This window comes from Nocardia sp. NPDC055050, assembly GCF_053608345.1.
In genome coordinates this window covers 39,641-53,693 of the sequence record NZ_JBSGVG010000044.1, presented here as the reverse complement: position 1 = coordinate 53,693, position 14,053 = coordinate 39,641, and the positions used below count along the sequence as shown (strand labels likewise).

12 protein-coding genes are annotated in these 14,053 nt (G+C 68.8%); 8 read left to right on the top strand and 4 right to left on the bottom strand.

Annotation, left to right across the window (positions count from 1 at the left end):
* The first annotated feature begins 170 nt into the window (after nucleotides 1-170).
* From ACWGCN_RS30980 to ACWGCN_RS30965, 4 genes are all read left to right on the top strand, one after another.
* The gene (locus tag ACWGCN_RS30980; protein ID WP_378638427.1) at nucleotides 171-1,904 is read left to right on the top strand and encodes an ABC transporter family substrate-binding protein; all 1,734 of its coding nucleotides are present in this window, start codon (nucleotides 171-173) and stop codon (nucleotides 1,902-1,904) included.
* Nucleotides 1,901-2,782 (top strand): N-acetyl-1-D-myo-inositol-2-amino-2-deoxy-alpha-D-glucopyranoside deacetylase, encoded by an 882-nt coding sequence (gene mshB / locus ACWGCN_RS30975; protein WP_452459930.1) that lies wholly within the window; start codon nucleotides 1,901-1,903, stop codon nucleotides 2,780-2,782. Before ACWGCN_RS30980 ends, mshB begins: the two co-directional genes overlap by 4 nt.
* A gap of 98 nt (nucleotides 2,783-2,880) precedes the next feature.
* Nucleotides 2,881-4,296: an amino acid permease gene (locus tag ACWGCN_RS30970; protein WP_452459929.1), complete on the top strand. Its 1,416-nt coding sequence runs from the start codon at nucleotides 2,881-2,883 to the stop codon at nucleotides 4,294-4,296.
* Between the two features lie 10 nt (nucleotides 4,297-4,306).
* Complete coding sequence (locus tag ACWGCN_RS30965) at nucleotides 4,307-4,726, top strand: hypothetical protein (protein ID WP_452459928.1); 420 nt, start codon at nucleotides 4,307-4,309, stop codon at nucleotides 4,724-4,726.
* Here ACWGCN_RS30965 and ACWGCN_RS30960 read toward each other — a convergent pair.
* From ACWGCN_RS30960 to ACWGCN_RS30950, 3 genes are all read right to left on the bottom strand, one after another.
* Nucleotides 4,716-5,069 (bottom strand): DUF1622 domain-containing protein, encoded by a 354-nt coding sequence (locus tag ACWGCN_RS30960; RefSeq protein ID WP_378993335.1) that lies wholly within the window; start codon nucleotides 5,067-5,069, stop codon nucleotides 4,716-4,718. The genes ACWGCN_RS30965 and ACWGCN_RS30960 overlap by 11 nt on opposite strands.
* Before the next feature lie 101 nt (nucleotides 5,070-5,170).
* Nucleotides 5,171-6,682 (bottom strand): PH domain-containing protein, encoded by a 1,512-nt coding sequence (locus tag ACWGCN_RS30955; protein WP_452459931.1) that lies wholly within the window; start codon nucleotides 6,680-6,682, stop codon nucleotides 5,171-5,173.
* Nucleotides 6,683-6,717: 35 nt separating this feature from the next.
* Complete coding sequence (locus ACWGCN_RS30950) at nucleotides 6,718-7,218, bottom strand: PH domain-containing protein (RefSeq protein ID WP_379314423.1); 501 nt, start codon at nucleotides 7,216-7,218, stop codon at nucleotides 6,718-6,720.
* A 151-nt stretch (nucleotides 7,219-7,369) separates the two neighbouring features.
* On the opposite strand from ACWGCN_RS30950, the gene ACWGCN_RS30945 reads away from it, so the two are divergent.
* The 4 genes from ACWGCN_RS30945 to ACWGCN_RS30930 all read left to right on the top strand — a co-directional run bounded on the left by ACWGCN_RS30945 (nucleotide 7,370) and on the right by ACWGCN_RS30930 (nucleotide 13,288).
* A complete protein-coding gene (locus ACWGCN_RS30945; RefSeq protein ID WP_378993339.1) occupies nucleotides 7,370-9,970 on the top strand; it encodes a bifunctional FO biosynthesis protein CofGH in 2,601 nt (866 codons plus the stop codon).
* A 108-nt stretch (nucleotides 9,971-10,078) separates the two neighbouring features.
* On the top strand, nucleotides 10,079-10,402 hold the full coding sequence (fdxA, locus tag ACWGCN_RS30940) for a ferredoxin (protein WP_056813450.1): 324 nt from the start codon (nucleotides 10,079-10,081) through the stop codon (nucleotides 10,400-10,402).
* A gap of 35 nt (nucleotides 10,403-10,437) precedes the next feature.
* On the top strand, nucleotides 10,438-11,523 hold the full coding sequence (gene dapC / locus ACWGCN_RS30935; protein ID WP_378993563.1) for a succinyldiaminopimelate transaminase: 1,086 nt from the start codon (nucleotides 10,438-10,440) through the stop codon (nucleotides 11,521-11,523).
* A 124-nt stretch (nucleotides 11,524-11,647) separates the two neighbouring features.
* Entirely contained in the window at nucleotides 11,648-13,288 is a 1,641-nt protein-coding gene (locus ACWGCN_RS30930; RefSeq protein WP_452459927.1) for a serine/threonine-protein kinase, read from the top strand.
* A 32-nt stretch (nucleotides 13,289-13,320) separates the two neighbouring features.
* On the opposite strand, the gene ACWGCN_RS30925 is transcribed toward ACWGCN_RS30930, so the two are convergent.
* Nucleotides 13,321-14,031, bottom strand: coding sequence for a serine hydrolase (locus tag ACWGCN_RS30925; RefSeq protein WP_378993342.1), 711 nt, complete (start codon nucleotides 14,029-14,031; stop codon nucleotides 13,321-13,323).
* Nucleotides 14,032-14,053 lie beyond the last annotated feature (22 nt).

The following is a 14,053-nucleotide window of genomic DNA, read 5'->3' as shown; positions in this document are numbered from 1 at the left end:
CACGCCCCCCGACAACTCGTCCGCTCTGGTTCCCCCGGGCGGGCCCGGGCACCCCCCACCCCCCCCGCCCCACGCCGTTTTGTGGGCCTGTAATGGGCGACCGGCAGTGGATAGCGGGGTTGGGTAGAGTGCGCAGAGTGAGTCTGGGGCGGCGCGCAAGGTGGCGCGCGATGGTGCTGGCGATGATTGCCTCGACGGCGGTCGTGGCCGGTTGCACGGCGAATCCGCCACCGCCGATCGAGTCCTCCGACTCTCCCAAGACCACCCAGGCCAAGCCGGGCAAGAACACCGTCGTCGTCGCGATCGACGACATCGGGATCGGGTTCAACCCGCACCTGCGCTCGGATCAGTCGCCGGTGACCAGCGCGGTGAGTTCGATGGTGCTGCCCAGCCCGTTCCGCGCCGCGCCGAGTCCCGTGCATCCCGGTCTGGTCGACTGGGTGCCCGATACCTCGCTGATCGTGTCGGCCGATGTGACGGCCCAGGAGCCGTTCACCATCACCTACACCCTGCGTAATCAGGCCAATTGGTCCGATGGCGCCCCGATCGCCGCCGAGGACTTCCGGTTCCTCTGGCAGCAGATGATCAGCCAGCCCGGTGTGGTGGACCCGGCCGGCTACCGGCTCATCTCCGATGTGGCGTCCTCGGGTGGCGGCAAGACGGTGACGGTCACCATGACCCAGCCCTACCCGGCCTGGCGTGAACTGTTCTCGAATCTGCTGCCCTCGCACCTGGTGAAGGACTCGCCGGGTGGGTTCACCAGCGGGCTGGTCGACAAGATCCCGGTCTCTGGCGGCAATTTCACCATCAAATCGGTCGATCGCGGCCGCGACGAGATCCTGCTCGAACGCAACGACCGCTTCTGGGGCACCCCGGCCTCCCCGGATCAGATCCAGTTCCGTCGCGGCGGTACACCCTCGCAACTGGCCGAATCGCTGCGCACCGGCGACGCGCAGATGGCGCTCGTGCACGGCGGTGTGGCGACCCAGGCGCAACTGGCCGCGATCCCCTCGGTGCGGACCACGATCATGCCGCAGGCCCGCGAACTGCAACTCGCGCTCAACGGCCGTTCCGGCGATCTCGCCGATGTCCGGGTCCGCAAGGCCGTGCTCGCGCTGCTCGACCCCGCCCTGCTGGCGACCGTCGGTGCGCAGACCGGTGGTTGGGTAGAACCCGCACGCGCACAAGTGCTTTCGCCGTCGAGTCCCGGCTATGTGCCTACCGCGCCGCCGCGGATGACCGCCGATGAAGCGTTCGCCCTGCTGGCCGAGGCGGGCTTCGGTCGCGCACCGGAGGCGCAGCAGACCGGTTCGCCCACCTCGCCCGCGCCGCGCCCGCGCTCGGTGGCGCGCAACGGTAAGGGGCTGTCGGTGCGGATCGGCGCCGTCACCGAGGACGCGTCGGCGCTGGCCGTCGCCAATACCGCCGCCGACCAATTGCGCAGTGCCGGTATCGATGCCACCGTTCGCGGCCTGGCCGCCGATGAGCTGTACGGCAAGGACCTCACCGAATCCTCGATCGACGCCATCGTCGGCTGGGAGCTCGCGGGCGGCGACCCCGCCACCGCGCTCGCCTCCCGCTACGGCTGTCCGCCCGTCGAACCGGCCGGCGCCGAAGGTCCCGCCTTGGCCGCGGCCGAGGCGTACCGCAAGGCGCCCAGCAATATCGGCGGTGTGTGCGATCCGACTCTGCAACCCTCGATCGACGAAGCGCTGCGGGGGTTCGAGGTGCCGCGGATCCTGGCCGAATCCGAGCCACGATTGTGGGAACTGGCGACCGTGTTGCCGATCGTGCAGGACAACGTCGTCGCGGCGGCCGGTCCGCGCGTCGACGGTGTGTCGCTGTCGGGCGCCATCCAGGTCGGCATCTTCGGTGATACAGCACAGTGGCGGAGGATCCCATGACCGAGACCGGCGGCCTGCTCCTGGTCCACGCCCACCCCGATGACGAAACCCTCACCACGGGCGGCACTATCGCGCACTACCGCCGCCGTGGTGTCCCGGTGACGGTGGTCACCTGCACGCTCGGCGAGGAGGGTGAGGTCATCGGCGAACGGTGGTCGCGCCTGATCGCCGCCGAAGCCGACCAGCTCGGCGGCTACCGCATCGGCGAACTCACCGCCGCGCTGTCGGCCCTCGACGCGGGCGAGCCGTGGTTCCTCGGCGGCCCCGGCCGGTGGCGCGATTCCGGCATGGCGGGCACGCCGTCGGCGGCGAACCCGCGGGCCTTCGTGAATTCCGGTGACGCCGCCGTCGACGCGCTCGTCGCGGTGATTCTCGAACTGCGACCCCGGGTCGTCGTCACCTACGACCCGCGCGGCGGCTACGGCCATCCCGACCACATTCGCGCGCACGAGATCACCACCGCGGCGGTCGTGGCCGCTGCCGAACAGGGCTGGGACGTCCCGAAGTTCTACTGGACCGTCACCGACGGCGACCTGCTGCGCCAGCACACCGCCGCGCTGGCTCGCCGCACCGTCGACGAACTGCCCGGCGCACTGCCCCCGGGCTGGCGTCTGCCGGTCGAGGCGGAACTGGCCGCCATGTCGACGAGCGGGGTGACCACCGTGGTCGACGTCTCCGACTCGGTCTCGGCCAAGCGTGCCGCCATGCGCGCGCACGCCACCCAGGTCACCGTCGCGCCGAGTGGCCGGGAATTCGCTCTGTCGAACAACATCGCGCTGCCGGTGCTGCCGGAGGAACATTTCAGGCTGGTGCGCGGTACTCGCGGCCAGCTCAGCGCCGATGGGTTCGAGCACGACCTGTTCGCCGGTCTCGATTGAGTAGCTAGCCACAGGGTTGCCATCGTGCCTCGGCGCGCGGGCCGGTAGCGTTCCGGTGTCCGCGTTCTCGGGTGTTCTCACACGATGGGTGGGGTGTCATGACCGCTGTGGGTGATCGACCGGATCTCGACGCCGAGGACGCCGGGTATCACAAGTCCCTCGGCAGACGTCAGCTGATGATGATCGCGATCGGTGGCGCGATCGGCACCGGCCTGTTCCTGAGTTCCGGTGGCAGGCTGGCCAGTGCGGGGCCCATGCTGTGGGTCGTCTACGCGGTCTGCGGCGTGTTCGTGTTCTTCATCCTGCGCGCGCTGGGCGAGCTGGTGCTGCACCGCCCCACCTCCGGTTCGTTCGTCTCCTACGCACGCGAATTCCTCGGGGAGAAAGCCGCTTTCGTCGCGGGCTGGATGTACTTCCTGAACTGGTCGATGACCGGCATCGCCGACTCCACGGCCATCGCGCTGTACTTCCACTACTGGCAGCCGATGACCTCGGTACCGCAGTGGGTGCTGGCGCTGATCGCCTTGGTGATCGTGCTGATCGTGAACCTGGTGAGCGTCAAGGCATTCGGTGAGCTGGAGTTCTGGGCCGCGCTGGTGAAGGTGACCGCGCTGTGTGCCTTCCTGGTGATCGGCACGGTGTTCCTGCTGGGGCGCTTAACCATTCGTGGCGAACAGACCGGCCCGTCGATGATCTCCGAGCACGGTGGCATGTTCCCGACCGGCATCCTGCCGCTGGTGCTGGTCACCTCGGGCGTGATCTTCGCCTATGCCGCCGTCGAATTGGTCGGTACGGCGGCGGGGGAGACCAAGGATCCCGAGAAGCTGATGCCGCGGGCGATCAACTCGGTGATCCTGCGGATCGCGGTGTTCTACGTCGGATCGCTGCTGTTGCTCGGACTCCTGCTGCCGTACACGTCCTATCACGCGGGGGAGAGCCCGTTCGTCACGTTCTTCGCCGCGCTCGGCGTGCCCGGCATCGGCTCGCTGATGAATATCGTCGTGCTCACCGCGGCGTTCTCCAGTCTCAACGCCGGCCTGTATTCGACCGGGCGCATTCTGCGTTCGATGTCGATGCGCGGTAGCGCCCCTCGGTTCACCTCGGTGATGAGCAGTCACGGTGTGCCCTACGGCGGGATCCTGCTCACCTTCGGCATCGCGCTGCTCGGGGTGGTGCTCAACGGGTTCGTCCCGGATCAGGCCTTCGAGATCGTCTTGAATGTGGCCTCGCTGGGCATCCTGGCGTCGTGGGCCACCATCGTGCTCTGTCAGCTGCGGATGTGGCACCTGTGGAAGCGGGGGCAGCTCGAGCGGCCCGCGTTCCGGATGATGGGCGCGCCGTACACCGGCTGGGCCACGCTGGCCTTCCTGTGCACGGTGCTGGTCCTGATGGCGATCGACCGCCCGGTCGGGACCTGGACGGTGGCGAGCCTGCTGGTGATCGGGCCCGCGCTGCTGATCGGCTGGCGGTTCTCCCGGGCGCGGGCGGCACAGCAGACCGCTTCGGCCGAATAGACTCACGCGCATGGTGACCGATCGCGATCAGCCCACCGCCGTGCTGCGGTCCGCACGCATCTCCAGCGTGGCGGATCCGCTGATCTCGGGGCTCATCGTCGTGCTGCTGCTGGTCGACGCGCTGATCACCCTGGCCGTCGAAGTGCTGTTCCTGCCGCTGTACATCGGCTCGCTGGCGTTTCCGGTGGTGGCGCTGTTCGCCGCACCCATCAACATCGCGCTGGTCTACGGCATGGAATCGGTGACCGACCGAATCGGCTTCACCTTCGCCCCGATCGTGGTGTGGGTGTTCGGGTTCCTGGTCTGCGCCTCGCGTGGCCCCGGCGGTGACATCATGCTCGGCAGCGACGGCCGCACCCTGTTGCTGTTCGCCTGCGGTGTGCTCGCGCCCGCGGGGTACCTGTACTACCGGTCGAACGTCAGCCGGTAGCTTTCGTCTTCTGCCACGGCCACCGGCCGGTCAGCTCGAGTTCGAGCGAGTAGCTCAGGAACGTCCGCACCAGCACGATCAAGGCCAGCACGCCCACACTGGTGAACGTCGGCGCGATGGCCACCGTGCGGATGATGTCGGCCGCCACCAGGAATTCCAGGCCGAGCAGGATCGCCCGGCCCAGCCCGCGCCGATAGGTGCCGTAGGCGAGCTCGAACTCCTCGTGCCCGGCCAGCTGTCGCAGGAAGCGGACCGTGCCGACGAGCGCGCCGATGACGATAGCCGCGACGCCCGCGGCGTCCAGCACTTTGCCCGCGTTCTCGATAACCTCGGTGAAATGCACGAATCACCCCTAGCGTCAGCGGCACGGCGATCGAATCGAACGCTACGCCGCGTCGCTGTCGCCCGCGTCGCTATCGGGCTCGGCGGGTCTTGCCGGACCTTTCAGCGTGTGCCGAGTCCGCCCGGGGTCACTTCTTCGATCAGCGCCGCGGCCGCAGCGATCGGGATGTCGACCACCAGATAGGCCTTCTTGCCCGCGGCGGTGGCCGCGACGACGGTGGCGAGTCCGGCGCGGCGCTGCCAGAAGGTCTGCCGCACAGTCCACCCGATGATGCCGGGAGCTTCGAGGCAGTCCCGATTGCGATCGAGGCTGCCGCGGCGGGTGATCAGCCAGGTCGGGCCGGTGGTGCCGGGGAGCACGCGGTGGCCGAGGCCGCGATAGCGGTCCTCGGCGAGCAGGGCCATGACGACGGCGAAGACCACCGGGAAGGTCCAGGCCCACGGTGCCAGATGGCCACCCGTGAGCACGACGGCGAGCATGGCGACGACAACGATCCCGACGGGCCACGCGGCGCGGGTGTAGCGGCGACGTCGGGCGGCGGGTCCGTGTCTGCGCAGGTCGACGGTGCCCAGGGCGGAACCGGTGATCGGTTGTGGCGCGGCCGAATCGGCCGATACTTTCGCCTGCGGGCCGCGACGGCTGCGGAGTAGTTCGTCGAGGGTGCGTTCGACGGCGACGCGGGGCGCCTGGGGAAGGATCTTCTGGCGAGGGTTCTCGCCGGTCATGATCATTTCCAGCTGGGCGGCGCGGGCGGCGCGCAGCAGGAGCGGTTCGTTGAGGGTGGCGCCACGGAAGCGGGCGAGGTCGAGGGTGATCTGGCGGGTGGTGAACAGTCCGTGGCGCAGGTGCAGGGTGGTGCCGTTGTCGAGCACGCGCAGGCCGAACCAGGTGGCGAGGTACTGGCCGCACGCGGCGAGGCTCACCAGCGCCAACGTCAGCACGGTCAACCCCGCGATGGTGATCGTGACAATCGCCGCGGTGTCGTCGTCGAGGTGCTGCACGACAGCGCTTTCCGACAGCACGTCGATCACCCCGTACTGCGCGCCGAGCCCCGCGATCGGCGCGACGACAGCCAGTCCGGTCAGCGACAGCGGCGCGTAGCGCACCCACGCCGCCCGCCAGTGCCCGATCTCCACCCCCGACTCGGCGAGCGCGTCAGGGCGCGAAACATGCGGCGCCCCGGCCACATCCACGTGGGCGGGCGCGTGTTGCCCGGTGTGCGAGAGCAATTCGGCCCGCAGCGCCGGGATCTGACTCGTATCGAGCGCGTCGAGCTTGAACTCCTCACCCTTGTCGGTCTGCTTCCCGGTGCCGATCGCCAGCACCGCCAGCCCCAGCACCCGGTGCAGCAGATCGGCTTCCACATCCACCGACCGGATGCGCGGCCTCGGCACCGACAAGGTCCGGCGCGCCACGATTCCACTGCGCAGCTGCACGTGATCGGCGTCGATCCGATACGACGTGGTGAACCAGCGCGCGATGCCGAACGTCGCGACCAGCACCACCGGGATGAGACTCCACAGCGGATTGCCGCTGGTCGTGCCGACGATGATCGAACCGAGCAGCACCGGAATGTATTTCATGATCTCGTTGACCGGATACACCAGCAGCATGCGCGGGTCGAGGCGCTGCCATTCGACGGGCTGGATCACGTCGCGTCCCCGCGGTGCTGCGCGGCGATCGCGGTCAGCCGCAGCACCGTCTCCTCGGCCACCGGCAGGTCGAGCGCACTGATCTTCACCGCTCCGGCCGACGACGCGGTGGTCACGGTGACCGTCGCCAGCCCCAGGATCCGTTCCAGCGGCCCACGCTCGGTGTCCACGGTCTGTACCCGCGAGATCGGCGCGACCCGTGACTCCTGATCCAGCCACCCCACCCGCGTGTACACGGCCTCATCGGTCACCTCCCATCGATGCACCGCGTAGCGCCACACCGGGATCACCACGACGGCGAGCACCGCGAGCACCACGAGCATCAGCCCGGCGAGCACCTGCCAGCCGCGACGGTCCCCGTCGAGCACCGCCCACACCCCGAGCGCGATGAACAACACCACCACGCCGATCGTGTTCTCCAATGCCCACAGCAGCTTGGCCTTGGCACTCGGACGCCAGGCCGGTTCGGCCAGGATGGTGGAACGCGGCAGTGACATGCTGCCCATGGTTCCATGCGCGTGCGACGGTTTCACCCCGTCGGGAATACGCGTGGTCACGGTGGAGGTTGTCGTCGGACAAGGACGACCACGCCGCGCCCGCCGTGGGCCCGTGACCTCACCGACCACACGTCCGGGGAAGAAGTAGCGCATGATCGACGGGGTGACCGATCTTCCGAAGCCGAGCGTTCCGATGTCGCCGCCGAGTCCCGCCGCGATGCGACGGGCCCTGCGCCGAGCCCGCGACGGCGTCACGTTGAACGTCGACGAGGCCACCGTCCTGCTGCATGCCACCGGCGACGACCTCGCCGACCTGTGCGCCAGCGCCGCCAGAGTCCGCGACGCGGGCCTGGAATCGGCGGGCCGCCCACGCACGATCAGCTATTCGCGCAATGTGTTCATCCCGCTCACCAAGCTGTGCCGGGACAAGTGCCATTACTGCACGTTCGTCACCGTGCCCGGCAAGCTGCGCGCCGAGGGCAAGGGCATGTTCCTCGAACCCGACGAGGTGCTCGAGATCGCCCGTCAGGGTGCTGCCCTGGGGTGCAAGGAAGCGCTGTTCACCCTGGGCGACCGGCCGGAGGACCGCTGGCCGGAGGCCGCGCAGTGGCTCGACGAGCGCGGCTACGACTCCACCCTCGACTATCTGCGCGCCGTCTCCATCCTCGTGCTGGAGGAGACCGGCCTGCTGCCGCACCTGAACCCCGGCGTGATGAGCTGGAACGAGATCTCCCGCCTCAAGCCTGTCGCCCAGTCGATGGGCATGATGCTCGAAACCACCGCCACCAGGCTGTTCACCGACAAGGGCGAATGCCACTACGGCAGCCCCGACAAGGATCCGGCGGTCCGGCTGCGCTCGATCACCGACGCGGGCAGGCTCTCGGTGCCCTACACCACCGGCATCCTGGTGGGCATCGGCGAGAATCTCACCGAGCGCGCCGAGTCGATCATGGCGATTCGCAAGCAGCACCGGGAGTTCGGGCACATCCAGGAAGTGATCGTGCAGAACTTCCGCGCCAAGGACGACACCGCCATGCGCGATGTTCCCGATGCGGGCGTGGCGGAGTTCCTGGCGACCGTCGCGGTGACGAGATTGCTGCTGGGCCCCGATGTCCCGGTGCAAGCCCCGCCGAATCTGGTGTCGCACAGTGATTGCCGGGCGCTGATCGACGCCGGCATCGACGATTGGGGTGGGGTGTCGCCGGTGACGGTCGACCACGTCAACCCCGAACGCCCGTGGCCGAATCTGGACACCCTGCGCGAGATCACCGAGGCGGCCGGGTTCACCCTCGTCGAGCGCACCTCCGCGCACCCGAAATACGTTCGCGCGGGCCATCCGTGGATCGATCCCCGGATCGGCGCGCACGTCGACGCGCTCACCGACCCCGCGACGGGCCTGGCCAGGCCCGAGGCCGTGCCGGTCGGCCTGCCGTGGCAGGAACCCGACGAGTCATGGGATTCGGTCGGCCGCGTCGACCTGAACACCGCCATCGACACCGAGGGACGAAATACCGACAGCCGCAGCGATTCCGGGCTCGGTCAGGAAGTCGTCGGCGCGTTCGGCGACTGGGAGACGATTCGCGAACACGCCCGCGACCTGGCCGTCGTCGCGCCGGAGCGGCTCGATTCCGAGGTGCTCGACGCCCTGCGCGCCGCCGAGAAGGACCCGGCGGGTCTCACCGACGATCAGTACCTGGCCCTGGCCACCGCCGACGGCGCGAACATGGAAGCTGTTGCCGCACTGGCCGACTCGTTGCGACGCGAGGTCTCCGGCAACGAGGTCACCTACGTGGTGAACCGCAATATCAACTTCACCAATATCTGCTACACCGGCTGCCGCTTCTGCGCCTTCGCCCAGCGCAAGGGCGACGCGGACGCCTTCACCCTCAGCACCGACGAGGTCGCCGACCGCGCGTGGGAAGCCCATGTCGACGGCGCCACCGAGATCTGCATGCAGGGCGGTATCGACCCCGAACTCCCCGTCACCGGCTACGCCGACCTGGTCCGCGCCATCAAGGCGCGGGTGCCGTCGATGCACGTCCACGCGTTCAGCCCGATGGAGATCGTCAACGGCGCCTCGCGCGGGGGCCAGAGCATCCACGACTGGCTGTCGGCGCTGAAGGAAGCCGGATTGGGCTCGATCCCCGGAACGGCCGCCGAAATCCTCGACGACGAGGTCCGCTGGGTGCTCACCAAGGGCAAACTCCCCACCTCGGCCTGGATCGAGGTCATCACCACCGCGCACAAGCTGGGCATCCCGTCGAGTTCGACGATGATGTACGGACATGTGGACAACCCGAAGCACTGGGTGGGCCACCTGCGGGTGCTGCGCGGCATCCAGGACGAGACGGGCGGCTTCACCGAGTTCGTCCCCCTCCCGTTCGTCCACCAGAGCGCACCGCTCTACCTCGCAGGCGCGGCCCGGCCCGGCCCCACCAACCGCGACAACCGCGCGGTCCACGCGCTGGCCCGGATCATGCTGCACGGCCGCATCCACAACATCCAGACCAGCTGGGTGAAACTGGGTACCCTCGGTACCCAGGCCATGCTCACCGGTGGCGCCAACGATCTGGGTGGCACGCTGATGGAGGAGACCATCTCCCGGATGGCCGGTTCCCAGCACGGTTCGGCGAAAACCGTCGCCGAGCTCACCGAGATCGCGGCGGGCATCGACCGTCCGGTCCGCGAACGCACCACCACCTACGGAGTGGTCGAGGCCAAACCGGCACCGTTGCCATTGGCTATCGGATGATTGTCAGTGTGAGTTAGGGCAGGCTGACCTGGGAGTAATGTGGGCGGTCGGGATAGTGTTTCGTGGGCGGAGTAACCCCGCAGGTGAGGACAGACTAGGAGAACGGCAGTGCCGTACATCATCGCTGAACCGTGCGTTGACGTGAAGGACAAGGCGTGCATCGAGGAATGCCCCGTGGATTGCATCTACGAGGGTGGTCGCATGCTCTACATCCAACCCGACGAGTGCGTGGACTGTGGTGCGTGTGAGCCGGTCTGCCCCGTGGAGGCGATCTTCTACGAGGACGACACTCCGGATCAGTGGAGCGGTTACATCAACGCCAACGTCGACTTCTTCAACGAGCTGGGATCCCCCGGTGGCGCGACCAAGGTCGGTGTGGTCGATTTCGACCCCGCCTTCATCAAGGCGCTGCCCCCGATGGCCGAAGAGTGAGCGCAGGGGTGCCCACCCAGAGCCGGAAGGGCCGGGTGAGCGGCCTGCTGCCCGATTTTCCCTGGGACACCATCGCGGCGGTCAAACAGAAGGCGGCCACCCACCCCGGTGGCCTCGTCGATCTGTCCGTGGGTACACCGGTGGACCCGGTCGATCCGCTGATCCGCGCGGCCCTGGGCTCGGTGGCGGCCGTTCCCGGCTATCCGACCACGCACGGCACCCCTGAGCTGCGCTCCGCCGCTGTCGCCGCGTTGGCGCGCCGGTTCGGTGTCACCGGCGTCGACCCGGCGGCGGTGCTGCCGGTGCTCGGCACGAAAGAGCTCATCGCCGGGCTGCCGCGACTGCTCGGTATCGGCGCCGACGATCTGGTGGTGATCCCCGAGATCGCCTATCCGACCTATGAGGTCGGCGCGCTGCTGGCGGGCGCGAAGCCTTGGCGCGCAGACGGTCTCACTCAGGTCGGCCCGCAGAATCCGGCGCTGATCTTCGTGAACTCGCCCTCGAACCCCACCGGCAAGGTGCTGCCCGTCGAGCACCTGCGCAAGGTGGTGGCGTTCGCGCGCGAGCGCGGCGCGATCGTCGCGTCCGACGAGTGCTACCTGGGCCTGACCTGGGAGGGCGAGGCCGTCTCGATCCTCGACCCGCGCGTCTGCGATGGTGACCACACCGGTCTGCTGGCCATCCATTCCCTGTCGAAGACCTCGAATCTGGCCAGCTACCGTGCCGGTTTCCTCGCCGGCGACCCGGAACTGGTGGCCGAACTGCTCGAGGTGCGCAAGCACTCCGGCATGATCATGCCGTTCCCGATCCAGGCCGCGATGACCGCCGCGCTCAGCGACGACGTGCACGAGGCCGAGCAGCGTGAGCGTTACCGCGCCCGTCGCGAGATCCTGCGAAAAGCTTTGACGCAGGCGGGTTTCCGCATCGACTTCTCCGAAGCCGGTCTGTACCTGTGGGTTACCCGCGGCGAGCCCTGCCGCGTCACCCTGGACTGGCTCGCCGAACGCGGAATCCTCGCCGCTCCCGGCGATTTCTACGGCCCCCGTTCGCCCGAGCACGTGCGTATCGCCCTCACCGCCACCGACGAACGCATCGCCGAAGCGGCCGCACGCCTGTCCTGAACACCGTCTCCGCACGAACCGCTGGGTAGATCGCGCCCAGCGGTTCGCGCTGTCCCCGGCGGCCGATATCGTGTGGAGCACAGGGGCGGTAGCTGTCCTGCACAAGATCGAGAGGCACAGCGGAATGCGCGGGGTGGAGTTCAGTGCGGGCACGGTCTTTGCGGGGTACCGGATCGACCGGCTGCTGGGCCGGGGCGGAATGGGCACCGTGTACCTCGCGGCGCATCCGCGCCTGCCTCGGCAGGTGGCACTGAAACTGCTCGATCGCGAACTGTATTCCGACGACGAGGTCCGTGGGCGGTTCGAGCGGGAGGCGGACGTGTCCGCCCATCTCGATCATCCCGGCATCGTCTCGGTGCTCGACCGTGGCGTCGAAGACGGCCTGATGTGGATCTCCATGCAGTACGTCGACGGCCGCGACGCCTCGGTGTTCCGTGGCGAGCCGCTTGATCCGGCGCGGGCGATCGGGATCATCGCGCAGACCGCCGAGGCACTGGACTACGCCCATGATCGCGGTGTGCTGCACCGAGATGTGAAGCCCGCCAACATCTTGCTGGCCCCCAGCCGCTCCGGCGACCGTGTCCTGCTCACCGATTTCGGTATCGCGCGGCTGCGCGGCGACGCCCGCCAGCTCACCCGCACCGGAGCCTTTCTCGCCACCCTCGCCTACGCGTCGCCCGAACAACTCTCGGGCGCCCCGGTCGACCACCGCTGCGACCAGTACTCGCTCGGCTGCACTCTGTTCACGCTGCTCACCGGCCAAAGCCCCTTTCCCGCGGACAATCCCGGGGCGGTGGTCGCCGCCCACCTCACCAAGCCGGTGCCGCGCGCGTCCGCGATGATCGACGACCTGCCACCCGGAATCGACGCGGTCATCGCGCGGGTCATGGCGAAGGAACCTGCCGAAAGATTCGACAGCTGTGTGGAATTCGCGCAGGCGGCGACGGCGGCGCTGCTCCGCACCGATCTCGTGTCGCCGGGTGTCGGCAGTTTCGGGCCACCGCGTGTTCGGGAAGTCGGCAGCGCGGCAAGCGGTTCCGCTTCTGGGTCGCAAGCGCCTCGCCCTTCCGATCGGGAAGTGTGGTCTGCGGATCCTGCGGCGAATTCGCTGAACCCGACTCTGGTGAGTTCACCGTCTGCCTCCGTGCCGCGGCAGGCCGTAGATCGCGGCGGGGCGCAGGTCGACCGTGCGCGGCCACAGCGGGCGGTTTCCTCGCGGTGGCGGGTACTCGCGGTGAGTCTGCTCGTGCTGGCGGTGGTCGCCGGGGTCGGGGTGATCGGCGTCGGTGCGATCTATTGGAAGTTCGTGCGCCCGAATCGAGTTCCGCCGCCGCCCACCTGGGGTGCGCACGCGTCGGTGGCCTCGGGATTCACCGACTTGATCCCGTCGGGACCCGCCGGGCGCGGCTGGCGGGAGGCGAACTGTTCGGCGACTCCGTCGCTGGTCGTGCTGCCGGGCGACCCGGCGCCGCTCCAGCAGATCACCTGCACGGACGCCGACGGTCTCATCGCGTGGTACACCGAGTACCCCTCCGCCGCCGACGCCGATGTCTACCTGCTGCGGCACACCACCGAGGACCTCACGCGCGAACTGCACCACACCAGCCTCGCCGCCTACCGGCCACGCGACCCCGCCGCACCGTTCACTCTCGCGGCGAGGGAGCGCGGCAACGTCTTCAGCGCGAACTCGGTGGTGGAGGTGTCGTGGCCGGGCCACACCTTCGAGGAGACCCGCGACGACTGGTGGCAGCAAGCCCCGTTCTGATGCGGGCGGTGCTGTCGCACCATGAACTGCTGTCAGTACGCCCCGGCCAGCCGAAGGATCAGCGCGGGCAGGGCGTCGAGCACATCGGCGGACTGGTCGGCCGGGGTGCCGTAGGTGTGCGCGGCGACCGAGAAGCTGGGCCCGAAGGATGCGGAAGCCACCTCGGGGGCACCCACATCCGACCATCCCCACTTGCTGCCGTGTACCCCGGGCAGCTGGGCGGTGCCCCAGTTCTGGGGAGTGCCGTCGGCGGCGGTGTTGCTCGCGCCCGCCATCCACTCGAAGATCGGCGAACCCGGGTCGGTGCGCTGCTTGGCGGCCAGGAAGTCGGTGATGTCGGCGGTGCTGGTGCTCGACCGCCCCCAGTCGGCGGTGCCGTGCGTCCCGCGCAATCCGTATTCGCCCGCGGTCGCTTCGATCGCTTGCGGATATTTGCCGGCGAGTTGGGTGGCGGCGCCGTCGTCGGAGTCACGGATCATCCGTTCCGACAGCGCGCGGTCCTGCGGCGAACCGTCGCCGTGGCGCAGCGCGTAATCGGCGATGTAGAGCTTCGACATCGACAGCGCCGCCCGCGATTCGTGCTCGTTGGCGGTGCCCCAGGCGAATCCGCCCGGCATCCGCAGCGACATGGCGGTTCGCGGCGGCACCGTCGCCGGGTCCTCGTCGGCGTGGGCGGCGGGCGCGGCCGCCATGAGGCCGACGGCGACCGCCGCCGCACACCATGTCACTGTCCGAATGCTCACGAACGTCCTCCGATTCCGCGCG

Bases quoted from the DNA above. Each gene is read 5' to 3' on its own strand.
- ACWGCN_RS30980 (WP_378638427.1), top strand. From the start codon at position 171: ATGGTGCTGGCGATGATTGCCTCGACGGCGGTCGTGGCCGGTTGCACG.
- mshB (WP_452459930.1), top strand. From the start codon at position 1,901: ATGACCGAGACCGGCGGCCTGCTCCTGGTCCACGCCCACCCCGATGAC.
- ACWGCN_RS30970 (WP_452459929.1), top strand. From the start codon at position 2,881: ATGACCGCTGTGGGTGATCGACCGGATCTCGACGCCGAGGACGCCGGG.
- ACWGCN_RS30965 (WP_452459928.1), top strand. From the start codon at position 4,307: ATGGTGACCGATCGCGATCAGCCCACCGCCGTGCTGCGGTCCGCACGC.
- ACWGCN_RS30955 (WP_452459931.1), bottom strand. From the start codon at position 6,682: ATGCTGCTGGTGTATCCGGTCAACGAGATCATGAAATACATTCCGGTG.
- ACWGCN_RS30950 (WP_379314423.1), bottom strand. From the start codon at position 7,218: ATGTCACTGCCGCGTTCCACCATCCTGGCCGAACCGGCCTGGCGTCCG.
- ACWGCN_RS30945 (WP_378993339.1), top strand. From the start codon at position 7,370: ATGATCGACGGGGTGACCGATCTTCCGAAGCCGAGCGTTCCGATGTCG.
- ACWGCN_RS30930 (WP_452459927.1), top strand. From the start codon at position 11,648: ATGCGCGGGGTGGAGTTCAGTGCGGGCACGGTCTTTGCGGGGTACCGG.